19 protein-coding genes are annotated in these 23,148 nt (G+C 61.8%); 8 read left to right on the forward strand and 11 right to left on the reverse strand.

All coding sequences use genetic code 11. From position 1 onward, the window contains the following. The first annotated feature begins 129 nt into the window (after positions 1 to 129). Positions 130 to 1,602 carry an MATE family efflux transporter gene (locus R6U53_RS09365; protein ID WP_410322098.1) on the forward strand — a complete coding sequence of 491 codons (1,473 nt, stop codon included), beginning with the start codon at positions 130 to 132 and terminating at the stop codon, positions 1,600 to 1,602. A 9-nt stretch (positions 1,603 to 1,611) separates the two neighbouring features. Here the strand turns inward: R6U53_RS09365 and purQ are convergent, their stop codons facing one another. From purQ to R6U53_RS09385, 4 genes are all read right to left on the reverse strand, one after another. Beyond that, a complete protein-coding gene (purQ, locus tag R6U53_RS09370) occupies positions 1,612 to 2,286 on the reverse strand; it encodes a phosphoribosylformylglycinamidine synthase I (protein ID WP_410322099.1) in 675 nt (224 codons plus the stop codon). Positions 2,287 to 2,342: 56 nt separating this feature from the next. Continuing rightward, on the reverse strand, positions 2,343 to 2,594 hold the full coding sequence (gene purS / locus R6U53_RS09375) for a phosphoribosylformylglycinamidine synthase subunit PurS (protein WP_410322100.1): 252 nt from the start codon (positions 2,592 to 2,594) through the stop codon (positions 2,343 to 2,345). A gap of 118 nt (positions 2,595 to 2,712) precedes the next feature. Next, positions 2,713 to 4,560: a type II secretion system F family protein gene (locus R6U53_RS09380; protein WP_410322101.1), complete on the reverse strand. Its 1,848-nt coding sequence runs from the start codon at positions 4,558 to 4,560 to the stop codon at positions 2,713 to 2,715. Next, positions 4,553 to 6,724: a type II/IV secretion system ATPase subunit gene (locus tag R6U53_RS09385; RefSeq protein WP_410322102.1), complete on the reverse strand. Its 2,172-nt coding sequence runs from the start codon at positions 6,722 to 6,724 to the stop codon at positions 4,553 to 4,555. The genes R6U53_RS09380 and R6U53_RS09385 overlap by 8 nt, the downstream gene beginning before the upstream one ends. Before the next feature lie 141 nt (positions 6,725 to 6,865). Between R6U53_RS09385 and R6U53_RS09390 the strand changes: the two genes are divergently transcribed. Further along, on the forward strand, positions 6,866 to 7,195 hold the full coding sequence (locus tag R6U53_RS09390; RefSeq protein WP_410322103.1) for a hypothetical protein: 330 nt from the start codon (positions 6,866 to 6,868) through the stop codon (positions 7,193 to 7,195). A gap of 682 nt (positions 7,196 to 7,877) precedes the next feature. Continuing rightward, complete coding sequence (locus R6U53_RS09395) at positions 7,878 to 8,684, forward strand: SDR family NAD(P)-dependent oxidoreductase (protein WP_410322104.1); 807 nt, start codon at positions 7,878 to 7,880, stop codon at positions 8,682 to 8,684. Positions 8,685 to 8,694: 10 nt separating this feature from the next. Here the strand turns inward: R6U53_RS09395 and R6U53_RS09400 are convergent, their stop codons facing one another. Further along, a complete protein-coding gene (locus tag R6U53_RS09400; protein WP_410322105.1) occupies positions 8,695 to 9,534 on the reverse strand; it encodes a VOC family protein in 840 nt (279 codons plus the stop codon). Between the two features lie 117 nt (positions 9,535 to 9,651). Here R6U53_RS09400 and R6U53_RS09405 point away from each other — a divergent pair, with 117 nt between their 5' ends. The 5 genes from R6U53_RS09405 to R6U53_RS09425 all read left to right on the forward strand — a co-directional run bounded on the left by R6U53_RS09405 (position 9,652) and on the right by R6U53_RS09425 (position 17,881). After that, on the forward strand, positions 9,652 to 11,289 hold the full coding sequence (locus tag R6U53_RS09405; RefSeq protein WP_410322106.1) for a thiamine pyrophosphate-binding protein: 1,638 nt from the start codon (positions 9,652 to 9,654) through the stop codon (positions 11,287 to 11,289). A gap of 129 nt (positions 11,290 to 11,418) precedes the next feature. Then, positions 11,419 to 12,294: an NAD-dependent epimerase/dehydratase family protein gene (locus R6U53_RS09410; RefSeq protein ID WP_410322107.1), complete on the forward strand. Its 876-nt coding sequence runs from the start codon at positions 11,419 to 11,421 to the stop codon at positions 12,292 to 12,294. 109 nt (positions 12,295 to 12,403) lie between these two features. Continuing rightward, positions 12,404 to 14,155 carry a hydantoinase B/oxoprolinase family protein gene (locus R6U53_RS09415; protein ID WP_410322108.1) on the forward strand — a complete coding sequence of 584 codons (1,752 nt, stop codon included), beginning with the start codon at positions 12,404 to 12,406 and terminating at the stop codon, positions 14,153 to 14,155. Further along, on the forward strand, positions 14,152 to 16,176 hold the full coding sequence (locus tag R6U53_RS09420) for a hydantoinase/oxoprolinase family protein (RefSeq protein ID WP_410322109.1): 2,025 nt from the start codon (positions 14,152 to 14,154) through the stop codon (positions 16,174 to 16,176). The genes R6U53_RS09415 and R6U53_RS09420 overlap by 4 nt, the downstream gene beginning before the upstream one ends. A gap of 67 nt (positions 16,177 to 16,243) precedes the next feature. Further along, positions 16,244 to 17,881 (forward strand): thiamine pyrophosphate-binding protein, encoded by a 1,638-nt coding sequence (locus tag R6U53_RS09425; RefSeq protein ID WP_410322110.1) that lies wholly within the window; start codon positions 16,244 to 16,246, stop codon positions 17,879 to 17,881. A gap of 27 nt (positions 17,882 to 17,908) precedes the next feature. Here R6U53_RS09425 and R6U53_RS09430 read toward each other — a convergent pair whose 3' ends face one another. From R6U53_RS09430 to R6U53_RS09455, 6 genes are all read right to left on the reverse strand, one after another. Beyond that, positions 17,909 to 18,316: a PPOX class F420-dependent oxidoreductase gene (locus R6U53_RS09430; RefSeq protein ID WP_410322111.1), complete on the reverse strand. Its 408-nt coding sequence runs from the start codon at positions 18,314 to 18,316 to the stop codon at positions 17,909 to 17,911. Positions 18,317 to 18,333: 17 nt separating this feature from the next. Continuing rightward, entirely contained in the window at positions 18,334 to 19,035 is a 702-nt protein-coding gene (locus R6U53_RS09435; protein ID WP_410322112.1) for an ABC transporter ATP-binding protein, read from the reverse strand. After that, on the reverse strand, positions 19,035 to 19,844 hold the full coding sequence (locus R6U53_RS09440) for an ABC transporter ATP-binding protein (RefSeq protein ID WP_410322113.1): 810 nt from the start codon (positions 19,842 to 19,844) through the stop codon (positions 19,035 to 19,037). Before R6U53_RS09440 ends, R6U53_RS09435 begins: the two co-directional genes overlap by 1 nt. Beyond that, positions 19,841 to 20,881, reverse strand: a complete 1,041-nt coding sequence (locus R6U53_RS09445; RefSeq protein ID WP_410322114.1) for a branched-chain amino acid ABC transporter permease — start codon at positions 20,879 to 20,881, stop codon at positions 19,841 to 19,843. The genes R6U53_RS09440 and R6U53_RS09445 overlap by 4 nt, the downstream gene beginning before the upstream one ends. Continuing rightward, positions 20,878 to 21,786 carry a branched-chain amino acid ABC transporter permease gene (locus tag R6U53_RS09450; RefSeq protein ID WP_410322115.1) on the reverse strand — a complete coding sequence of 303 codons (909 nt, stop codon included), beginning with the start codon at positions 21,784 to 21,786 and terminating at the stop codon, positions 20,878 to 20,880. Before R6U53_RS09450 ends, R6U53_RS09445 begins: the two co-directional genes overlap by 4 nt. A gap of 179 nt (positions 21,787 to 21,965) precedes the next feature. Next, positions 21,966 to 23,102: a hypothetical protein gene (locus R6U53_RS09455; RefSeq protein WP_410322116.1), complete on the reverse strand. Its 1,137-nt coding sequence runs from the start codon at positions 23,100 to 23,102 to the stop codon at positions 21,966 to 21,968. Positions 23,103 to 23,148: the final 46 nt, after the last annotated feature.

Raw genomic sequence — 23,148 nt, forward strand, 5'->3', positions numbered from 1 at the left:
GTTCGCTCCGATGGCTGGCGGCGAAAAGACAACCGTTATCCCGATAAATGAACATTCATTCACCATGAGCCCTCCCAACGTCGCGACCCCCGATTCGGCGGATTCCGTGAGCGAGCGTGAGCCGACCGAATGAGCCGGACGCCGACACACGATCGAGCCGTCAACGTCACCGACGGCGATCTGATCAAGCCGCTGATCGTTCTGTCGGTTCCGATCATTCTCACGAACGTGTTGCAGGTCGGCTACAACCTCGCCGATACGTTCTGGGTCGGCCGACTCGGCCAGCCCGCGGTCGCGGCGCTGTCGTACTCGTGGGCGATCGTCTTTTTGATCATCAGCCTCTCGCTCGGCTTTTCGGTGGCCGGGACGGTGTTGGTCGCCCAGTACAAAGGGGCGGGCACCATCGATCGCGTGAGCCGGGTCGCCGGACAGACGATCACCGTCATCGTGGGCGTCTCGGCGGTGTTCTCGGTCGTGGGCTTCGCGCTCGCACCGACCCTGCTGGAGTTGGTCGGTGCGGTCCCCGGCTCCGCCGAGCACCGACTCGCCGTCGAGTACACCCGGACGATGTTCGTCGGCATCCCGTTTATCTTCGGCTTCTTCGTGTTCCAGTCGCTGTTGCAGGGATGGGGTGACACCCGAACGCCACTGTATCTCATGACGTTCGGCGTCGCGTTGAACGTCTTCATCGACCCGTTCTTTATTCTCGGCTTTCAGGACAACGCTCTGTTCGCGTGGATCGGCCTCGAGGGGCTGGAGGCGACGCTCTACGAGGCGACCGGGTTCGCCGGGTTCGGCGTCCAGGGTGCGGCGCTCGCGACGATAACCGCGCGTGGTATCGGTGCGGCGATCGGCTTTTGGCTGCTCTTTTCGGGCTCCGTCGGCATCGAACTCTCCCTGTCGGATCTCCGCCCGGAGGCGGAGACGATCCGCAATCTCGTCCGCATCGGCGCGCCAGCCAGCGTCGAGGTCAGCACGAGCGCTTTGAGCGTGACGGTGCTGACCGCGCTCGTCGCCATCGCCGGCTCGGACGCCGTCGCAGCCTACGGGATCGGCTCGCGGGTTACCTCGATGGTCGTGTTGCCGGCGCTCGGGCTCGCTCGCGGGGTCGAGACCGTCGTCGGGCAGAACCTCGGTGCCGAACAGGCCGACCGCGCCAAACGTGGCGTCGCCGCCGCCGTGGTGATGATCACGGGGAGTCTGCTCCTGTTCAGCCTCGCGATCTACACCCTTGCGGACCCGATTATCGGAATCTTCATCCAGGGACCGGGCGCGGCGACCGTCACTCGGATCGGCGGGGAGTATCTCCGCATCGTCGGCACGACGTACGTCTTTTTGGGCGTATTCTACGTCGTTCAGGGCGGGTTTCGCGGGAGCGGGAGCACCCGACTCGCGATGATCTTCGCGTTCTTCGGGTTCATCGTTTTCCGGGCCGCGTTTGCGTACCTGCTCGCGGTCCCCGGGGGCTTCGGCGCGACCGGAATCTGGTACGGCGAGGCGATCGCGAACGTCTCGATGATGCTACTGGCCGGTGGCTACTTCCTCCGAGGAACGTGGGCGAATCGCGTGATCGACGACCCCGAATCGGGAACGCCGGCGTGACCGGATCGGCTACTCGAACGCCTTCAGAATTCCCTGGCCGCCTGTCGGGGCGATATCCGGGAGCGTGGCGCGTTCCGGGTGCGGCATCAAGACGGCGACGGTGTCGCTCGCGCCCGTGATCCCCGCGATGTTGTGCTTCGATCCGTTCGGGTTGGCCTCGTCGGTGACCCCGCCGTCGGCGTCGCAGTACCGAAAGAGGACGCGGTCGTCGTCCTCGAGTGCGGCCAGTCGATCGTCCTCTATCTCGAAACGCCCCTCACCGTGGGCGATCGGCACTTCGATCACCTCACCCGCTTCGTAGGCGTCGGTCCAGGGCGTGTCCGCGTTTTCCACCCGCAAGTGGACCGGTTCACACTGGAATCTGGCGCTCCGGTTCGTGGTGAACGCGCCGGGAGTGAGGCCGCTCTCGGAGCCGATCTGTGCGCCGTTACAGACGCCGAGCACGGGAGTCCCCGCGTCGGCGGCCGCCCTGACTTCGTCGATGATCGGCGTTCGGGCGGCCATCGCGCCGGCCCGGAGGTAATCGCCGTAGGAGAATCCGCCGGGAATGACGATGCCGGAGGGGTCGTCCGAGAGACCGTCTGCGTGCCAGACGATCTCGGCGTCGATCCCGAGGTACTCGAGCGCGCGCAGGGCGTCGCGGTCGCAGTTCGAGCCGCCGAAGCGGATAACGGCGACGGTCACAGTGAGCCTCCCGTGGGCGAATCGAGCGTTCTGATCGTGGTGAGCGAAACGGTCATCTACGCCTCGGCGATCTCGACTTCGTAGTCGTGGATGGTCGGATTCGCCAACAGCCGCTCTGCCATCTCGGTGGCTCGCGATTCAGCGGCGGCGAGATCGTCGGCATCCAGGTCTACCTCGAATCGGTCTGCCGATCGGAGATCTTCGAGTTCGAACCCGAGCCGTTCGAGCGCCTGCTTCGTGGTTTCGGCTTCGGGATCGAGGACACCCCGTTTCAGCCGAACGATCACGGTCGCGGTGTAGGCGGTCATACGTGAGAAAGCGCGTTCGTGCGTCAAAACGGTTGTGGGTTCGTTTTGTTATACACGAATATGTGTATGCTCTCCCTCCCGGCACTCGATCACCGTCCGTGACCCGATGCACGCGCTCTCAGCCCATCCCGGCCCCCGCGAAGACCAGATAGCAGATCACGACGAGCGCCGACGAGTGCAACAGCGCCTCATAGCGCCCTCGGGAGGCGACGCCGGCGAACCAGCCACACGCGAGCATCGTCGCCTGCGTGACGAGATAGGATCGCCAGCTATCGCGTTCGACGTCGACCGCGACGCTTTGGGGAGCAGTCGCCAGATGTGCCATTCCGTCGAGGACGTACGCGTTCACGGCGACGACGAGGCCGATGATCACTATCGCCAGCGTCCATCCGATGACGACGTAGACCAACATCGCCGATCGAAGTTTCTTTCGCCGATGGTACAGCGAGCCAACCTCGACCTGCAGCGCCTCGAACGTGGTCTCGACGTCGCTGCCGACCTCTAACGCACCGGTGAGCAGCCCGACGGTCTGCGCTGCCAGCGGCGTTCCGATACGTTCGGCGAACCGATCGAGCGCCTCCCGCTGGGTGGCCGTCCCGTCGGTCCCGGTCGTCAGTCCGAGTCGGAAGGCGAGATCCTCGACGTCGCCGTGCAGCGGGCCGAAGCTCTCCTCACCGGCGACCGCCTCGACCGCGGCGGCGAACGGTTTCCCGAGCCCCACGTGTCCGGCGACGACGTACACGAAATCGCGCAGCGACCGATCCATCGCGTCGTCGAACTGCTCGCGTTTTACCGCGACAGCACCGACCGGAAACCCGTATGCGGCGTAGCTCAACAGGACGACGTTTGCGGCCGGCGCGTCGAGCAGCCACAGGAGCCACGCCACAACCACGGCGGGGAACGCGAACGCGAACGCTGCGCTCGCCGGATTCGTCGTTGTCGTCCGTATCGTGTCGACGCCCGCCGGTCGCTCGTAGCTCCGGCCGTGCGTCGACGGCCGCAGTTCCGAGACGAGGAGTGCGGCACACAGGCCGACCCCGATGATGAACGTCACGCTCCCGTAGACCAGCACCGATCGGAGCGTCGGTTCACCCGCGATCCCGAGATCGACCGTCGACGACAGCCCCGGAGTGAGCACGCCAAGCACTGTCACGGCCACGACGATCAGCGCGGGCAAGACGAGCAACACGACGAACAGCTCGGCGAGCAACTCGAGGTAGTCGCCGGACCGCTGGCGAGCCCGCGAGCGTCGGTGCGACAACAGCTGTGACTTCATCCGGAGATACTCCTCGAGCGAGTCCGATCCCTGGCTGGCGTGCTTGCGGAACTGTAACAGGAACGGCGATAGGAGCTCTCTCGACGGCGTATCTTTGGCGACACGTCGGAGACCGGTATCGAGGCTCCCCGTCAGCACAGCCGTTTCGAGCACCCGTTCGAGCGCAACTCCAGTCTCGCCGTACGCGTCCCGCGACGCGACACTCCGGAGCATCTCCCGTCGACTGTCGCTCCCGTCGGCGAGCGTCCGCAGGTAGCGAACCGCCCCCGTGACGGTGCGTTCGATGCTCGCCCGCCGGGCGTTCGACCGCCACCGGAGGTACGTACCTCCCGCCGTGATCGTGAGGCGCTTTGCGAGCGCTCCGCAGCCGGCGGCGACGGTGCTCACGACGTATCCCGGCGAGAGAGCCAGAACGGGACTATCTCCCGGAAGAACGCCCACGACGTTGACGAGTGCCGGACCGGCCGAAGCGTGCCCGACCACGAGCACCACCCCACCGACACACGCGCCGATGACCCACGAGAGGGCGTAGAGCCGCGCGAGATACAGTTCGAACGTGATCGGGAGGTTAGTTCCCCGGTATCGCTCCCGATCGATGCCGTGACGTGCGCGATCCGCGTGTCGCGAAAACAGCGCGTACACCCGCCGATCGATCCGCGCCGTCACCGAGTCGGTCCGGCGGTTACTCATCGTCGTCTCTTTGTCGATGGATCCGCTCTACGGTCGCCGCCTCGTTCGTCCGAAGATCGTTCAAGAACCCAAAGAACGCGTCGTGATCGGAGATCCCCTCGCGAACCAGGTACTCAACGTACCCGTGCTTTCGGTGAAACTCCGCTTCGACGTCCGATACGACGCGGTTCGTTCGCGTCGCGAGCCGATCGAGTGTCCGCAACTCCCGCGTGCTCGTCGGATCGCCGAGTTTCGGATGTCGGTAGGCGAACGTCCACCCGTCCTCTGCGGTTCGATGTGCGACCCGGTTGTAGTGGATCGCACCTCCCGGCGCGGCTACCGTCTCGGTCGGGCAGACTAACTGCTCGGCTTCGTCCTCGGAGAGCACTTCGACCGCCGTCTCGACGTAGCGGTCACCATCCACGTGCGTGGGAACCACGATGAGGTCGATCTTCGACAGCAGGTGGGTCGGGAGTCCCTTTTCGACGAGTCGATTGAGAAACGCGTCGACGTTCTCGGCCCGCGTGGTCCCCAACATACCGCGTCCGGTCCGCAGCACCGACCCGAAGGCGTCGAAGGATGCCGAGGCATCGATTTCGGCGATGACGTCGATATCCGGATTCAGATCACCCGTCTCGGTCAGTAGATCAGATACCGAGACCCCCTTGAACTCGTCTCGGTGTTCGCGGCTCACGAGCGACACGCCGGTCTCGTGCGGGACGTGCACGTCTTTCGCCCCGCTATCGATACTTATCGGCCGGGCATCGTAATCGACGAACGGCAGGTGTGCGTTGAGTAGCGTGGTCTTTCCGACGCCCGTCGGCCCGGAAAAAAGCACGACACCGGCGTGTTTGTACAGCATCCAAAGGAGCGTAACGAGCGCAGTCGAGATCGAACCGGAGTCGATCAGATCGACCGGAGTAAGCGCCTCCGGGGCCTGTTTTCTGATGGAGACGTGCGGCCCCCCCTCCGATACCGCCGGGAGCGCGACGGCACATCGAATCGGCTGGTCGAGCCCGTCGGGTTCGATCGTGATCTTCGCGGTCGGTCGGTTCGCCGAGAGTTCCACGCCGTCGTCCGCGGCTAATTGGGTGACCACGTTGACGAACGCGGTTTCGGACTCGAAGGCCAGGTTGGTCGGCTCGCGCCCGCTTCCGCGGGGAACGACTTTGATGCGCTCCCCGACGCGGTTCGCCTCGATGTCTTCCAAGTTCGGATCCCGGATCGGGATCGTGAGCTGTCCGTAGCCGATCAGATCCCGCAGAACGTAATAGACGAGGTCGTCGATTCGATCGTCCGAAAACCGTCGATCGACCGATGAGACGGCGAGATCGTACGCGGCGAGCGTTGCGTTCGCCCCGTGTCGGAGCGTCCGAATCCACGTGTCGGTGTTCGTCGCCCCCAGCCGTCTCGACACGAGCTGTCGACTCCGCTCCCGGACGGCCCCTAGGCGGTCCTCGAACGCCGCCTCGTCACCGATTCCGTCGACGCCACCGTCCCAAATCTGGGCTTTACATTCGGCGATGAGTTCGTCGTCGCCGGGGAGCCGATCTGGCTCGAGCACCGCGTATTTCCGCTCGAAGGGGTCGCCGCCGAGGACCCGTTCGCGGTATCGCACGACCGGGAGTTCGTAGCCGGCGAACTCGACGGTGTAGCGCTCGATCCGCTCGGCGGTGAAACGTTCGGCGAACGTCGCGTCCTCGATGCCCGTTTTGGCGGGAGCGTAATCGGTGAGGTGAACCGCCAGTTCGTCCGCGGTATCGTCACTGACTTCCACCTTCGTGTCGAGTGCGTGCGGCGTCAGCGTTCCCAGACATCGCAACTCGGCGAGCGCGTGGTATTCGAGGCGCCGACGCCCAGCAGGTCGACACGACGTGATGCGATCGATGATTCGCTCGTACCGCTCGTCGAAGCCGGCTTCGAACCGCTCTGCGGTCCCCTGTCGGGTTCGCGGTCGACGCAACTTCGCGTCGGCGAAGTGCTCCGAAACGGCTCGCAGATCCGCTGCGTCCGAGGCCGAAAGCGACGGCTCGCGAACGTCGTAGGAAAACCCGCTCCCGTCCGCTTCGACCGTCGCGACGACGCCCGGAACGATCTCGTACTGGTCGTGCACGTCGGGAGCGTACCACGCCCCGTGGTCGTCCGGCGGTACCGGATTGGGTACTATCGGTATATCAACGTCCATCCGTTCCGTTCTGTCCGCCGGGGTTAGTTAAAGGCTCGTGGCGTAACGCGAACGAACACGCGGTCGGATTGTGTGTCAGGCCGTGCCGTTCACGATCCGCGCTCCCCACGCCTTTTTGCGTTCCGCCCCCGGATGACCAGTATGGCAGACGATTCTGAGAAGGCGTTCGACGACGAGCGACAGAACGCACGGGAACTACTGGACGACGAGTCGATCACCGCGTTTTATCTGGGTGTCATTCGCGACGGCGAGACCGCCGATACGACGTTCGCCCAGACCGCCGATGATCCCGAACAGGAGGGGCTACAGGCGTTGTCGTTGCTCGCGACGCACGTTCGGATCGTCTCGAACGAAGCCGGTGTCGATCCGGCGACGGTCGCCGGGGACGCGGCCACGCTCGCCGGCCGGATGGAGGAACTCTCGCCGGAGGGGTTGGCAGATGTCGAGGACGACAGGCATGCAGACTTATAAGTAATCCTGTTATTAATATTTATATGTGATTTCGGCACTGTTCGCATATATGATGAATTAATATCATTAGAAGTGGGTTCCACTGGTACCGCCCAGTTTAGGACCTTGTCGGCTGGCGTTCGTCCGTCGAGCGATTGATACGGTCTGCAGTGATTGCAGGAATGCGCAAGCTGTTCAATAGATCCGCGTGTGCTTGACCACTCATCCACGGATTACGGAAGCAATCAACTCCTATGTTGCGTGTGGAACCACTCTTCGACCAGTTCGGCCCGATTACGTCGGGCCGATCGTCCCATCCTAATCGATTGAACGATGTCTGATAGTCGGAGCCACCAACGAACTGCTCGCTTCTCAGTTGGATTAACTAAACAGTGCCGTTCCACTACGTACGAACCGCCTGATCACTCCGAAATGAACCGATGGTCTCCGATCTGTTTGCTTTACCCGCTATCGCTCACGTCTGAAGTGTCCTGTACGTGTTCGGTTAGTTTCTCGTTCTTCCCCCCGGGATGTAGGTAGTGTACTGACCTCATCCGATAAATATAATAAAATTGTTACTTATAAGTTAATATACTTTCACTTATATTTATTTACTCGTACCAAAATATATACTAAAGATTTCGGGGAGGGAACTCTCCGGCGTAATTGTTTTATGTATCGATAGCGCTTGTCTCGAAAACGCATGAAACGCTTAGCTGGAAAGACCGCCGTAGTCACCGGGTCGAGCACGGGACTCGGACAGGGGATCGCGGAGCGATTCGCCGAAGAGGGAGCGAACGTCGTCACGAACGCACGGTCTACGGAACGGGCAGCGGCCACTGCGGAGGCGATCCGTGACTCCGGTGGTGAGTCGATCGGCGTGGGTGCGGATGTAACCCGAAAAGCGGACGTGATCGAACTCATCGAGACGGCCGTCGAGACGTACGGTTCGATCGACATAATGGTAAACAACGCCGGCACCACGGTCGAAAAGCCGCTCATCGAGCAGACACCAGCGGAGTGGCGCTCCGTCATCGAGACGAATCTCACGGGGACGTTTTTCGGCTGTCAGGTCGCTGGCGAACACATGCTCGACACCGACGACGACTGCCAGATAATCAATATGAGCAGCATCTACGGTAGCGGTGGCGTGCAAGGCCGTGCACCGTACAACGCGTCGAAAGCCGGTATCGAGAACCTCACTCGAAACGTCGCCGTCGAACTCGCCGATGGCAGCGTGCAGGTGAACGCGCTCGCCCCCGGCTACATCAGAACAAGATTGGCGGAAGCGCCGTGGGGGGAATCGATCGAGGACCACCCTGAGTGGCCCTACTACGAGTACGCGGACGAACACATCGAAAACAGGACCCCACTCGGTAGGTTCGGCACGCACGAGGCGGTCAACAACTGTGCGGCCTTTCTGGCCGCGGGTGAGCACTACATGACTGGCGAAGTTTTAACGCTCGACGGTGGCTGGATCGCGTTCGGCTGGGGGAGCAAGAGCCGGTAGGGGTCCGCGATCAGGAGCGATCGATCGAACCGAACCGACCGTCGATGTCGACGTCGAACCAGTACACCGTATCGTCACCCCACGCGGTCTGCTCGTCGATTTCGAACTGTTCTTCGAGTGCGTCGACGTCGGTCGCCTCGACGAGAAACGCACACGGTAACAGCGCGTCGTGGCGGTCGATCCGCTCTGCCAGCCACGAATCATCTTCGAGCGGTTCGGCGATCGTCGCGGCCGTCCCCCCGATCGAGGCGACCCGCGCACCGAACGCCTCCTCGCGTCGGATCTCGGCTTCGGCTCCGTCGTAGAACTCCTCGAACGCTTCGACCGTCTCGTCGAACCGATCGGTCCCGATCACCACGTCGGTCAACCCCATGATCCCCGTCGTCTTCGGATCCGTGGTGATATCGACCCGCCACTCAAGCGGGGTGTGATCCATCTCCAACATCGGGAGCGGCGTTCCCTGTGGTCGCCCGCCGACGATCGTCAGCTCCCACTCGACGCTCTTCCCGTCGGGCCGGTCCCTGGAAAACTTCGTCGGTCCCTCGATATCTATCCCCTCCGCGGCGAGTTCTTCGCTGCGCGCGGCGATGTCGTCGACGGTGATCGACCACGCGGTCGCGCCCGCGTCGGAATCGATCTGCTCGTTCCACCACGGGGCGGTTCCGTTCGGATCGTTCTTGGAGATGAGTTCGATGTACGATCGATTACCGAATCCGATGAGATGCATGTGGGTGATGCCGTTCGAGTGCGTGCCGCCGTAGGCGGTCTCGAACCCGGCGGCTTCGAACGATTCTTGCAGCACGTCCAGATCCCGTCCAGCGAAAACGACATGATCGATGGGTCTTTTCATGTGGCTACCTGTCGTTTGGCGGGTTCTGGCAAAAACGTATCCCCCATCGAGCGTCGCGGTCTCGCTCACGCCACCCGTCGGAACGCCTATTTATGTGTGCGGTGCACATCCAACGTAATGACAGGTGAGAGTCCAGCCACGGGAAGCGATTACATTCTGGAGGCTCTCGAAGCTGAAGGAACGTCGACCCTCTTTGGCCTCATCGGAGAGGGGAACGCCCACCTTCTCGATCGGGTCAACGACCACGATATCGAGTTCGCCTACGCGCGCCACGAACAGGTCGCCGTCACGATGGCTGACGCGTACGCCCGGACGACCGGCTCGGTCGGTGTCTGTACGCTGACCCACGGACCAGGTGTCACGAACGGTGCGACCGGGATCGCAGCCGCGGACCGCGACAACGTTCCGCTCATGATCATCGTCGGAGACACCGGGATAGAGGGCCGGGAGACGTCACTCCAGTATCTCGACCACCAATCTTTTACCCGTCCGATATCAGTTTACCAGACGCGGATCGAGTCGATCGAAACTGCACCCGAGACGATCAGACGCGCGTTCGGAAAGGCACGAACACAACACGGTCCCGCGATCGTGGAAATCCCTTCGGACGTCCAGACGGCCGACGCCCCCGAGGCGACCTACCGTCCCAAACCGGTCCTGTCACAGCGAACCTCGCCGGACCCGTCCGTTGTGGTCGAGGCCGTCGAACTACTCGACAATGCCGAATCGCCAGTCATTTTGGCCGGTGGCGGCGCGATGGCGTCCCAGGCGGCCGACGCGCTCTCCTCGCTTGCCGAACGGCTCGGTGCCCCGATCGCGGTTACGTACTTCGGGAAGGGTCTCTTCGATGCGGATGCACCGCTGTATTCGGGGATCGCGGGGACGTTCATGTCGCCCGCGAATGACGAACTGCTTTGGGACGCCGACGTCGTCGTCACCGCCGGGGCACAGCTGTCCGGCAAGGTGACCCGATACGGTGATCTGTACGCCGACGCCGACGTGATCCAGATAGACATCGATCCCGACGCGATCGCACGCTATCGGTCCCCGTCGGTGTCACTTCTGGGCGACGCGGCCGCCACTGTCGACGCGTTGACCGAGCGGATCGCCCCGGTCCCCGACCGGACCGAACGGGTAAAAGGGATCGTCGAACGGGCCGAGAACGGCTTCGAATTCGAACCCTCGTCGCCCGACGGTGTGCTCGACCCCCGTGAGGCGACCCGTGAGGTCGCCGCCCGCATCCCCGACGATTCGATCGTCACGATCGACTCCGGTAACAACACCGGCTTCCCGGCAGTGTTTCACCCGATGGGCGCCGACGGACGGATGCTGGTAAACGGGAACTTTGGAACGATGGGCTACGCGCTCCCGGCTGCTTTGGGTGCACAGGTCGCCGCCCCGGACCGAACCGTCGTCTGTTATGCGGGTGACGGGTCATTATTACAGGTCGTCCAGGACATCGAAACCGCCTCACGTCTCGGACTTCCGATCATCGTGATCGTCCTGAACGACGAAAGCTACGGGATCATTCGACATCGCCAGCAGCTTGAGTACGGCCGTCAGACAGCTGCCGACTACGAAAGCCCGGATTTTGCAACTGTCGCGCGCGGACTTGGCGCTCGTGCCGAGACCGTCCGCTCGCTCGACGGATTTGATGCGATCGACGGACACCTCCGGTCTGCGTCATCGAAGCCACTGGTACTCGACGTTCGAACCGATCCCGACGTTTCCCGCCCCGGATTCCCGCCGTACTGACGGGGCACACCCAGCGACGTGGACACTCGCGACGACGATGGAAGTCTGATTCTTCGCTGTGAAACCTCTGTGGCCCTCTTAGGTGGTATCCGAACGTATATGTCGGTTCGGAACTCCTTTCGATTGACTATGGATATACTGCTCACCGGTGCCAACGGCACCGTCGGCGAGGCGATCCTCTCGGGGATCGGTGACCGACCGGAGTTCACGTTCGCCCGTCTCGACGTCGAAGACCACCCGGAGCGCGAGACCGTCGTCGCGGACATCACCGACTACGACGACATCCGACCGCATTTCGAAGACAAAGACGCGGTGATCCACCTCGCGGCGCTGGTCGATCTCAGCGCGTCGTGGGACGAGATTCTCCGGGCGAACGTAATCGGCACGTACAACGTCCTCGAAGCGGCCGCAGACGCCGGAGTCGAACGGTTCGTCTTCGCGTCGTCGATCCACACGGTCGGGATGTACGAACTCGACTTTGCCCCCGAGATCTACGACCCCGCTTACGATCTCGAGATCGACCACGAAACGCCCGTCCGACCCGATTCGTTCTACGGACTGTCGAAGGTGTTCGGCGAGGCGCTCGGTCGCCTCTACGTCGAAAGCCACGAGAGCCCACTGGGATCGGTCCACCCGGCGTTCGGGACGAACACGCGCGAGTATCCCAACCGGTTTTACTCGCTTCGGATCAAAAGCGTCCGCGACGCCGAACACGATCATCCGTACGGCCTCGCCGAGGAGGGCGTCGAGGAGGGGCTGTGGGAACGGGACAGCAAGGATTACGAGTACATGGCCGATCGACTGAAGGCAACGTGGCTCTCCCACCGCGATCTCAACCAGTTGATCGAGGCGTGTCTCACCGACGAAACCGTCGAATTCGACGTTTTCTGGGGCGTCAGCGGTAACGACGCCCGGTGGGTCGACCTCGATCACAACCGCGACATTCTCGATTACGAGCCACAGGACAACGGTGCGACGTGGACCGGGCCACCGTCGGACGAGTAACCGTCCGTGAGGAGTGATCGGTCTAAGCGGTATCGGTAGTGAACGGCCGTCTTACGGTGGTATTCCGGCCGCCCTGTGCATTTATCAGCTGGGATGTTGATCATACGGTATGGTCGACACCGGTGAGCTCGAGATCTTTAGACACTCGTTGAAAAGCATCGTGGAGGAAATGGGTGTAACGTTACAGCGGACCGCGTACTCGACGAACATCAAGATACGGCGCGATCATACGTGCGCGCTGTTCGATGCGGACCTCCGCCATATCGCCCAACACGATATCGCCCCTCAACACATCGGTTCGCTCGTTTCTGTCGTCCCGAAGAACGTCCCCGACTGGGAGGACAATCTCGACCCGGGCGACGGAATCCTGATCAACGATCCTGACAAGGGGGCCGTCCACCTACCCGATGTGATGCTCATCTCGCCGCTGTTTTATCACGACGAGATCGTTGGATACGCTGCGAACTCCGCCCACCACGTCGATATCGGCGGTGGGACCCCCGGTGGAATCCCGAACGACAGCACCGAACTGTACGCCGAGGGGCTCATCATTCCGGGCGTGCGTGCGGTCCGTGACTGGGAGTACGACGACGACGTGCTCTCCCTCGTGCTTCGGAACGTCCGGAGTCCCCAGATGCGTCGGGGTGACTACCAGGCACAACTTGGTGCCAACCGAATCGGCGAGGAGCGATTCGGCGATCTGTACGACTCCTATGGACACGCGGGGGTCAAAACGTATCTCGACGAACTCCTTGAGTACACGGAGCGGCGGGTTCGGGCGGCGATATCGGACCTTCCTGACGGCCACTACGCCGCAGAAGATCACATGGACGGCGACGGGATCGTCGACGAGCCCGTCCGGTTACGACTCGCGCTCACCGTCGACGGCGACGAGATGACGATCGACTTCACGGGAACGGCGCCCGAGAACGTCGGCCCGCTGAACTGCACTCCTGCGATGGCGTTCGCCGGGACGATGTCTGTCATCATGGCGTTCATCGGCACAGATCTCCCGAAAAACGACGGCTTCTACCGCCCCTTCGAGATAATCACGCCGGAGGGGACGATGGTGAACCCGGGGGAGAACGCACCCGTCGCCGGCGGCTGGGAGATCCCGATGCGCGCGGGCGACCTGGTGACGAAGGCGCTCGCGGATGCCGTCCCCGAACGAACTATCGGCGCGACGAAGGGGATGGTGTGTAACGTCGCATACGGCGGGACCGATCCGCGTGACGACGGTGAGTACGTCTACTACGAGACGGTCGCCGGCGGGTACGGCGGGCGGGCGACGAAGGACGGAATGGACGGCGTCCAGACGCACTTTCAAAACACCGCTAACAGCCCGATCGAAGAGCTGGAATCGGAAATTCCACTCTACGTCCGTCGCTACGAGTTGATCGCTGATTCGGAGGGTGCCGGCCGACAGCGCGGTGGTCTCGGTATCCGGCGAGACCTCGAATTCTACGACCACAGCGCTTCGTTTTCGCTTCTGACGGATCGAACACGATCGAGACCGTGGGGCGTGTTCGGCGGACGGAGCGCACAGCCTTCGAAATTCGTTCGAAACCCCGATACGGGCGAGGAGACAGAACTCGGCTCGAAGTCGACGACGAAACTCGACCCTGGCGACGTGGTGAGCATTCGAACTCCGGGTGGGGGCGGCTACGGCGATCCGATAGAACGCGACCCCGATGCGGTCCTCGACGACGTTCTCGACGGCAAAGTATCGACCGAGCGGGCAAAGCAAGCGTACTCGGTCATCCTCTCCGATGACGGTGAAACGGTCGACTGCGACGCCACGAACGCCCACCGCGAGGAGATTCGTTCGGAGGCCGCAGCCGACGGCGAGGTGTCACGATGACCGCCCGAATCGGTGTCGATACGGGCGGGACGTTCACCGACGTGGTGCTGTACGACACCGATTCCGAGGACGTTCACGTGACGAAGACCCCCTCGACGCCACCGAATTTCGACGAAGGGGTGTTGCGGGGGATCGACAAAATCCTCGCACAGACTGGGACGGAGCCGGAAGCGGTGTCATTTTTGAGCCACGGTACGACCGTCGGCACGAACGCGGTGTTGGAAGGCGAGATGCCGACGCTCGGGTTGATAACAAACGAGGGGCTGCGGGACGTCCTCGAGATCGGCGATCAGACTCGCCCGGAGATGTACGATCTGCAGGCGGAGAAACCGCCGGTGTTGATCCCACGGCGGCGGCGCCGAGAGGTTCTTGGTCGTCTCGACGCGACCGGTTCCGTCGTCGACCCGCTCGACGAAGCGCAGGTTCGCGAGGTCGTCACGTCGTTGGCCGACGGGGACGTCGACTCTATCGTCGTCTCGATGCTCTTTTCGCACCTCAACGATACCCACGAGCGACGAATCGGCGAGATCATCGAGGAGACGACGTCCGTCCCGTACACGCTTTCCTCGGCGGTGTATCCCGAACGCCGCGAGTACGATCGGACCGTGACGACGGTCCTCAACGAGGCCGTCAAAATCACGATTCAGGACTACTTTGCCCGTCTCGACGACGGCATCGCCGCACGGAACCTCGAGGTCCCGCTCAACATCATGCACTCCGGCGGCGGTATCTTCGGGACTCAACAGGCGATCGACTTCGCGATTCGGACGGTACTTTCGGGTCCCGCCGCTGGCGCCGTCGCGACCCGCGACGTGTGTCGGACCGAATCGCTTGACAACGTCATCGGACTCGATATGGGTGGGACGAGCACCGACGTCAGTATCGTCGCCGACGGGGACATCATCCGCTCGACAGACGGAGAAATCAATGACCTCCCGATAAACACCCCGATGATCGATATTCACACCGTCGGTGCCGGTGGCGGAAGCATCGTCTGGATCGACGAGGGGGGTGGCCTCCGGGTCGGTCCGCAGAGTTCGGGCGCCGATCCGGGGCCGATTTGCTACGACCGCGGCGGCACCGATCCGACCGTCACCGACGCGAACCTCGTTTTGGGGCGGATCGATCCGGACGCATTCCTCGATGGGGACATGTCGACGGCCGCCGACCGAGCACGCGAGCGCTTCGGACGCGTGATCGCCGATCCGCTGGACGAATCGATCGAGGATGCCGCGCTGAGCGTTCTCAAAGTGGCGAACGCGAAGATGAGTCGGCAGATCCGGAAGGTCACCGTTGAACGGGGTCGGGACCCAGCGGAGTTTTCGCTGGTCGCCTTCGGCGGGGCCGGGCCGCTGCAGGCGGCCGCAGTCGGTCGGCAGATGGATATGGAATCGGTCGTGCTCCCGCAGAGTCCCGGCGTGTTCTCCGCCAGGGGACTCTTGCTCGCCGACGTCCGACTGGACGAATCCCAGGCGTATCGCGGCGAGTCGATCGATGTGGAACGTATTCGGTCTCAGTTCGATGCGATGGAGACGACGCTTCGCAGTCGGTTCGACGCGCAGGACGTCGCTCCTGACGAGATCGAGATCAGCTACGCCATAGACGCCCGATACGCCGGCCAATCGTACGAACAGACCATCCCGTTCGCCGGTGAGTCGGTCACTGATACCACCGTCTCGACGACCGTCGCCCGATTCCACGACCGTCACGAGCAGCTGTACGGCTACGCAATGCGCAACGAACCGATCGAAGTCGTCACGCTTCGCGAGACCGGAACAGCCGAAACGCCAACTCTCGCCGCGTCATCCGGCAGATCCGCTGTCGCCGCACACGACGAGCGAAACGTGTACTTCGATGACAGGGGATTCCGATCGACGCCGATCTACGGCCGATCCGTCCTCGAGGGCGGACAACGACTCAAAGGTCCAGCCCTCCTCGAGGAACCCGGTTGTACGTCGCTGCTCCCGCCGGGAACGACCGCCGAAATCTCCGCAGACAGAAACGTGATCATCGACCTCTGACCGATCCGCCGCGCTCTCCACGTCGGTGGTACCGTACCGTTAAGACGGCGTGGGCGGGAGTCTGTGTATGATCGTCGGTCGAGCCGTAACTGAACGGATGATCGAACGCGGAATCGACACCGTCTTCGGAATCCCGGGAAAGCAGTCGCTACCACTGAACGAAGCCATTGAGCACCGCGATGGAATCGATTTCATCGTCGCCCGCCACGAGACCGCGGTCACCCACCAGGCATGGGGGTACGCCGAAACCAGCGGTCGGATGGCCGCGACGGTCGTCATCCCGGGTCCGGGTGATATGAACGCGATGAACGGTTTGAAGAACGCGCTCAACGACTGTACGCCGATGTTACACGTCGCTATCGAAACTGATCCGAGGCTTCGGGGTGGTGATGCGATCCACGAGACGCCGCCGGATACGTACGATCCAATCCTCAAGGAGAACCTCATTGTGACGAATCCCAACAGCGTTGCTGCGACCGTCGACCGGGCCATCAGTATCGCTCGCTCCTCGCCCCGAGGTCCCGTCCGAGTCGGCATCCCAAAACCCCACCTCGCGATGGACGTGACACAGGTGGATATCGACGAAGACGACGACGAGGGCGTCCACCATCCTCCCGAGGAGCCGCTTGCGGCGGCCGTCGACTTACTCGCAGCAGCTGACGATCCCATACTCATCGCCGGTGGTGGCGTTCGTGCCTCAAACGCAGCGTCGTCACTTAGGAAGGTCGCCGAACGGCTCCGTTCGCCCGTCGTGACTACGTACAAAGGAAAAGGCGTCTTTCCGGAAGACCACGAGCTGAGCGCGGGCGTGTTGAGCGCCAGTGCGTCCCCGGAACTTCTCTCGCTCATGCGAACGGCCGACGTCGGCCTCGTGGTGGGGTCGGATCTCGACGCCGTCGCGACCCGCGGTTTCACCGTCGAGCTACCGACACAACTTGTGCATGTGGCGCTCGATATCGACGACATCGGAACAGGGTACGACCTCACGATAGGTATCGTGGCCGACGCGAGCGCGACGCTCGATATGCTAGATACCCGACTCACTGCAGCTGGCGTCTCGAACGCCGGCGACGACCGTGCCTCGAACGTTCGGCGAGCCATCAGTCGGCGGATCGAGCCGTTACTCGACGACATGCCACCGATCACGTCGGTTCGCGCGCTCCAGACGGTTCGCGAGGCACTCCCACGGGAGGCGATCGTCGCCGTCGACGCGGGCGGCTTCCGCGTGTGGGGACTCAACGTTTTCGACGCCTACGGGCCGCGTCGGTACGTCAACCCGGGGTCGTGGGCGACGATGGGTACGGGCCTCCCGTCGGCGATCGGCGCGCAGTTCGCGAACCCGGAGATGCCGGTCGTCGCGGTGACCGGCGACGGCGGCCTCATGATGTGTATACACGAGCTACATACGCTCGCCGCCGAGGGGATTCCCGTCACTGTCGTCGTGTTGAACAACAACGATTATGCGATCATCAGCGAGGAGGCCGGACGACGTTACGAACTCGACCCCGACGAGTACGGGTGGTCGAACGCCCCGCTCGATTTCATTTCGATCGCCGAAGGTATGGGCGTTTCCAGTACCCGTGTCCGAACTCCGGGGGAGCTCTCGGATGCGATCGCCGACGGTCTCTCGTCGACGTCCCCATTTCTCGTTGAGGTGCCGGTCGACCCGACCGAGCCGCAGGCCAGCGAGTTCATGAACGAGTAGGGCCGGGTTAGCCGTGGGGCGGCGCGTTTATGGGTCCGGTCGGTCGATCGTCTGTGCGACGACGTGGTCTGGTTCGATGGTCAGATTTCTTCGATCGGCGTTCCGATCGTTCGGATACGGACAGCCCCAGTATCGCTCGGACAACCGGTCGATGAATTCGAGCGCGTCCTCGGTCGTATGATCGATCACCGTTCCCTGGATGATAAGGAACCGATACGGGTCCTCCGAATCGGTCACTGAGACCGACACGTTCGGATCGCCGTCGACGTTCTTCATCTTCCTTGCGTTCGCCTTGCCGCCGACGTAGAGGTACTCGCCGTCGTAGTCGACCCAAACGGGCGCTTGGTGTGGTCGGCCGTCCGGGAGTATCGTTCCGATGTGTGCGACGTGTGTGCCCGTCAACAGGTCGGCGTAGTCGTTGGGTATCGACTGCATTTGGCTTTCGTATACGGCTATCCGCCCAGGTATAGCTTGTTTACTTCTGGATTCTCGAGCAGTTCGTCGGCGCTGTCCTCGTATCTAACCTGTCCTTGGGCTAACACAAGCCCCCGATCTGAGATGCCCAATCCTGCTCGAGCGTTTTGTTCGACCATCAAAACCGACGTTCCCAGATCATTGATTTCCTTTATATCTTCGAACACTTCCTCGATGAGCGAAGGGGCCAATCCAGCGCTCGGTTCGTCGATCAACAGTACGTCCGGATCGATCATCAACGCGCGCGAGAACGCCAACAGTTGGCGCTGGCCGCCCGAGAGCGTGTTCGCCTTCTCGGATCGCTTCTCTTCGAGGATCGGGAACCGATTAAACAGTTCGCCGATCATTTCCTCGGTTTTATCGACGGTCACCCCGCCGATCTCGAGGTTCTCCTCGATCGTCAACGTGCCGAACACGTTGTCGGTCTGGGGAACGTAGCTGACGCCTTTCCGAACGATGTCCTCGGGGAGCAGTCCGGATATCTCAGTTCCGCGAAGCGTGATTCGCCCGTTCCATGGCTGGACAAGGCCGAATATGGTTTTTATCGCCGTGCTCTTTCCGGCGCCGTTGGGACCGATAATGCACACGATCTCCTCCTCCTCGAGATGCATCGAGACGTCGTTGAGGATCTGTAAGTCCCCGTATCCGCTGTCGACGTTCTCGACGTCGAGTACGCTCATCAGGCACCACCCAGGTACGCTTCGATGACGCGTTCGTCCGATTGCACGGTTCGTGGATTGCCCTCGAGCAACACACGACCGCGGTTGAGAACGATCACATCCTCGGCCAGTTCCATGAGAAAGTCGATGTCGTGTTCGATAATAAAGAATGTGTACCCCTGTTCCTCGTTGAGTTCGCGAATGAACGATGCGATCTCGTTTACTAGAACCGGGTTGATTCCCGCCACCGGCTCGTCGAGCAGTAGTACGTCGGGTTCGGCCATCAGTGCGCGTGCGAGCGCCAACAGTTTCATTTGTCCGCCCGACAGGCTCGTCGTCGGTTCGTTCGCGAGATGGTCGATCTCAAAGAAATCCAACAGTTCGCTCGCCCGGTGGAGGTTCTCGCGTTCCTGTTCCGTGACGTCAGATCCGGAGAGGAACAACTGTGGGATCGATTCGCCGAGTTGCGATTGAGCTCCGGTGAGCATGGCCTCTCGGACGGTCATGCTCTCGAGCCGCCGAGGCGTCTGAAACGTCCTGAGTAGTCCTTCCTGTACGATCTGGTTCGGTTGTCGTCCGGTCACCTCGGTTCCGTTCACCACGACGCTTCCGGCATCCGGTTCGTAAAAGCCGGAGATGAGGTTGAAAAGCGTCGATTTACCGGCTCCGTTCGGACCGATAATACCAGTTATCGTTCCGGATTCGACGTCCAGCGAGACGTCATCGGCGGCGACCAGTCCACCGAAGCTCTTTTTAATATTTCGCACCTCCAAGACGGCGTTTTCCTTGTTCAGGTGGGCACCGTCGTACGTGAGGTCGTACGAACTCATTTTCCGTCCTCCGTTGAGGTCATGCTCTTTGGCCAGATCAGTTCGTCTCGCGGCGGGTAGATCCCCTCTGGCTTGAATCGCATTATCAGGATGATCAGGAGTCCGATAGTCAACACACGGACCGGTCCGGTGGATATCGCCGCCAACGCCCCGATACTCGTGACAAACCGAGTACCTTCGAGCACCGCGACGAGGACGATTCCACCGACGACCGCGCCGCGATTACTTCCGCTTCCGCCGAGGATCACTGCCACCCAGATGTAGAACGTCTGAAGCGGTTGGAGATCCGTTGGATCGACGTAGTTGATGAAGTGGGCGTAGTAGACGCCCGCGATCGTCATTATTACACAGCCGATGACGAACGCCTGCATCTTGAAACTAAAGCTGTCCTTGCCGAGCGACTCGGCCAGCTCCTCGTCGGCTTTTATCGTTCGCATGACGCGTCCCCATGGGGACCGATGAATCCGGCGCAACAGCAGGTACACCACGACGGACAGTATCGTGATGATCATCAGGTTCGTCGCCGTCGTGGTGAGAAATAGTTCTTCGAGTATCCGCGGGATACCTGCTAACCCGGCCATTCCTGCGGTGAAGTCGCTCTCGTTCGCCATGATCAGCCGGAATATCTCCGAGAAGCCGAGCGTCGCGATGGCGAGGTAATCGGCTCGGAGTCGAATCGCCGGAAGCCCGACGATGATCGCGGCGACGACGCTGAGAACGATCGCGACGACGAGTGCAACGAGTGGATGCCAATCCAGCCCAAGCGGGGATGTTCGCGCGGTCGAGAGCGCGGTGACGTACATACCAAGGCCCCAAAACGCGACGACTGCGAAGTTAATTATCCCCCCGTACCCCCATTGGACGTTCAAGCCGAGTGCGAGCATTACGTACATGCCAGAGAGCGCGAGCAGGTACAACAGGTACGAAAAACTCAGCGCACCGACTGCCACCGCGATCACCGTGAGCGCGGTGAGCGCGAGCAACACTAACGAGGTGGTGCCTATGGACGTCTCGGTTCTCGGCAGGGTAACGTTCATGTCGCCGCCCTCCCGAGTATTCCGCTCGGTCTGACCAGAAGGATGAGTATCATGATGACGAATGCGACCGCGGCGCCGTATTCGGAGTCGAGTCCGGGCAGCAGCGTTGTCATCTCGTGTGCGAGCCCGATCGCGAACCCGCCGAGCATGGCGCCGTAGATGCTACCGATCCCGCCGAGAATCACGGCGGCGAATACGAGAAGCAGGATGTCGAACCCCATGAGCGGCCGAACGAGTGTGAACAGGCCGAGGAAGATACCGCCGAGGGCGGCGAGCCCGCCGCCTCCGACCCACATGGTCAACACGGTTTCCCGCGGTCGAATGCCGCTTATTCTAGCGAGGTCGCGATTATCGGCGGCCGCACGCATTTTCTTCCCGAGCATCGAGTACTGCAGCACGAAGTGCAGCAGTAGAACAACGATCGCGGTGGTCAACACGATAACGAGCATCCGGTTCGTGATCGCCAGACCGGTCGCCTCCCGAATCGGACCGATCGGTCCGCTTCTCGGGAACGAGTAGGTGTTCGCGTCCGCCCCGAATCCGATCCACACGAGTGACCGATACACGAGCGCGACGCCGAAGCTCGTAATCAGCAGCGCTATCGGTCCGCTGTCGAGCGGTTTGAAGATGAGGTAATGTGTCCCGACGGCGACGACGATGCCGACCACGACGCCGACCGCGATCGTCGCGAGCAGGATGAGTGAAAATACGCTCTCCGGTTCGAATCCCAGTCGAACGAGCCCCAGGTTCGCCATCAGTCCGCCGTACGCGCCCAGGACCATCAGATCTCCGTGAGCAAAGTTCGGGAAATCGCCGATGCTGTACACGAGCGACAGTCCCACGCCGCCGAGAACGATGATGCTCCCGTATACTATTCCGTCTATTGCTAGTTGTAGCGCTGACATCGTCTAATAGTGATGGTATACTCGTAAGGGTACCATTATAGATCTTCCGCTGGGGTTATTTTTTCTGCGATCTGGACCACGTCGGTTCCCTAGATGATGCTCCCGTCGATCGCGATCCGGACACCGCTGCTGACCGAAATAAACAGCATCGGGACGGCTTCCTGGTCTGTCAGTCACTGTCACCAGTTGATCGCTAGTTTCGGTTCGATCCCGTTGTCCTCGGCGACTGTCTGGTATCCCTGGATTATTTCCTCCGTGGTGTCCAACGCCTCATCCGGCCTGAACGATTTTATATCGACTCCCAGAATCTCGTCCATTGCATCGCGAGCGGTTTCGGTAAACAAGATTGCCCCGTCGTTTTCGATCCGCTCGATGCCGTCGTACCTGTTCGCCTCTTGGCTCAGCCGCTCCGCCTCGTTAAGCGATATGTCGTCCGGGAGTACGACCTCCGCGCCATCCCGATCCAGCCGCACCGGGTAACCGCCCTCCATCCCATTGGGTCCTGGAGCGTGGATCACCAAGCCAGAGTCGCACAACACGGACTTGACGATCCTTGCTGAGAGCGTTCCGGTGAGGACGCTGATTTCCCGAGCCGACGGTTCGGTCGGGAACGGGAGTCTGCGGGATTCGAACTCGGCGTCGATGTCGATCTCGTCTGATACGTCCCGTCCGTCAACGAGGACTTTAGCGTAGAAGGGTCTGTCCTCGGTGCTGCGATAAAATAAGATCGGGTGGATGACCGAGTGGGCAGCAACCACGTACGCCGATACCTCTGTCATCGGTACATCATACATATCGCTCGCGACACGTTTTATCGGTGGAACGAGGTGGCCGACGTTCCCCGTACCTACGAGGGGCTGGTAACCGGCCCCCGCCAGCGCTGGATTCACCACATCCGGCATCGAGGCGTTTATGACGTGAGGGTCGGTCCTATCGGCCCGCTCTATCCCGCGCATCACATTGTAGACAAGTGGGATCTGTCCGGGAACGATAGGGGCGTATCCCGGCCCCGTCGCGGTGAACCCGATGAGTCTGTCACGCTGTTCTTCGGGCAGTTCCTCGAAAGGAGCGTACCGGAGCAGCGTCGCCGCCGTAAAAACGATATCCGGCTCAACGGACTCGATCAGCTCGACGATGTCATCCACATCCAATAGATCGAGGGGTTCGAAACGTATCTTCGGGTTTTTGCCGAGATGGAGTGACCGGTATCTAGCCGTGTTCGACCTTGTCTGCCCGAGTTCGGCCATAACATCCGCGGCGATGATCTCGTCGATCGCGGGATCACCACAGAGGATCTGGATCGTTTCGTAGCCCACGCCGCCCAGGCCGGCGATGAGTACTGTTCTATCTCGCACCATACGC

Source organism: Natronomonas sp., from assembly GCF_046483325.1.
In the GTDB taxonomy this organism is placed as follows: Archaea; Halobacteriota; Halobacteria; order Halobacteriales; family Haloarculaceae; genus Natronomonas.

What these genes read in the sequence shown, in the direction of transcription:
- R6U53_RS09405 (WP_410322106.1), top strand. Translation starts at nt 9,652, where the DNA reads ATGACAGGTGAGAGTCCAGCCACGGGAAGCGATTACATTCTGGAGGCT.
- R6U53_RS09390 (WP_410322103.1), top strand. Translation starts at nt 6,866, where the DNA reads ATGGCAGACGATTCTGAGAAGGCGTTCGACGACGAGCGACAGAACGCA.
- R6U53_RS09445 (WP_410322114.1), bottom strand. Translation starts at nt 20,881, where the DNA reads ATGAACGTTACCCTGCCGAGAACCGAGACGTCCATAGGCACCACCTCG.
- R6U53_RS09385 (WP_410322102.1), bottom strand. Translation starts at nt 6,724, where the DNA reads ATGGACGTTGATATACCGATAGTACCCAATCCGGTACCGCCGGACGAC.
- R6U53_RS09440 (WP_410322113.1), bottom strand. Translation starts at nt 19,844, where the DNA reads ATGAGTTCGTACGACCTCACGTACGACGGTGCCCACCTGAACAAGGAA.
- R6U53_RS09395 (WP_410322104.1), top strand. Translation starts at nt 7,878, where the DNA reads ATGAAACGCTTAGCTGGAAAGACCGCCGTAGTCACCGGGTCGAGCACG.
- purS (WP_410322100.1), bottom strand. Translation starts at nt 2,594, where the DNA reads ATGACCGCCTACACCGCGACCGTGATCGTTCGGCTGAAACGGGGTGTC.
- R6U53_RS09415 (WP_410322108.1), top strand. Translation starts at nt 12,404, where the DNA reads ATGGTCGACACCGGTGAGCTCGAGATCTTTAGACACTCGTTGAAAAGC.
- R6U53_RS09365 (WP_410322098.1), top strand. Translation starts at nt 130, where the DNA reads ATGAGCCGGACGCCGACACACGATCGAGCCGTCAACGTCACCGACGGC.
- R6U53_RS09410 (WP_410322107.1), top strand. Translation starts at nt 11,419, where the DNA reads ATGGATATACTGCTCACCGGTGCCAACGGCACCGTCGGCGAGGCGATC.
- R6U53_RS09425 (WP_410322110.1), top strand. Translation starts at nt 16,244, where the DNA reads ATGATCGTCGGTCGAGCCGTAACTGAACGGATGATCGAACGCGGAATC.
- R6U53_RS09430 (WP_410322111.1), bottom strand. Translation starts at nt 18,316, where the DNA reads ATGCAGTCGATACCCAACGACTACGCCGACCTGTTGACGGGCACACAC.
- R6U53_RS09450 (WP_410322115.1), bottom strand. Translation starts at nt 21,786, where the DNA reads ATGTCAGCGCTACAACTAGCAATAGACGGAATAGTATACGGGAGCATC.
- R6U53_RS09380 (WP_410322101.1), bottom strand. Translation starts at nt 4,560, where the DNA reads ATGAGTAACCGCCGGACCGACTCGGTGACGGCGCGGATCGATCGGCGG.
- R6U53_RS09435 (WP_410322112.1), bottom strand. Translation starts at nt 19,035, where the DNA reads ATGAGCGTACTCGACGTCGAGAACGTCGACAGCGGATACGGGGACTTA.
- R6U53_RS09420 (WP_410322109.1), top strand. Translation starts at nt 14,152, where the DNA reads ATGACCGCCCGAATCGGTGTCGATACGGGCGGGACGTTCACCGACGTG.
- R6U53_RS09400 (WP_410322105.1), bottom strand. Translation starts at nt 9,534, where the DNA reads ATGAAAAGACCCATCGATCATGTCGTTTTCGCTGGACGGGATCTGGAC.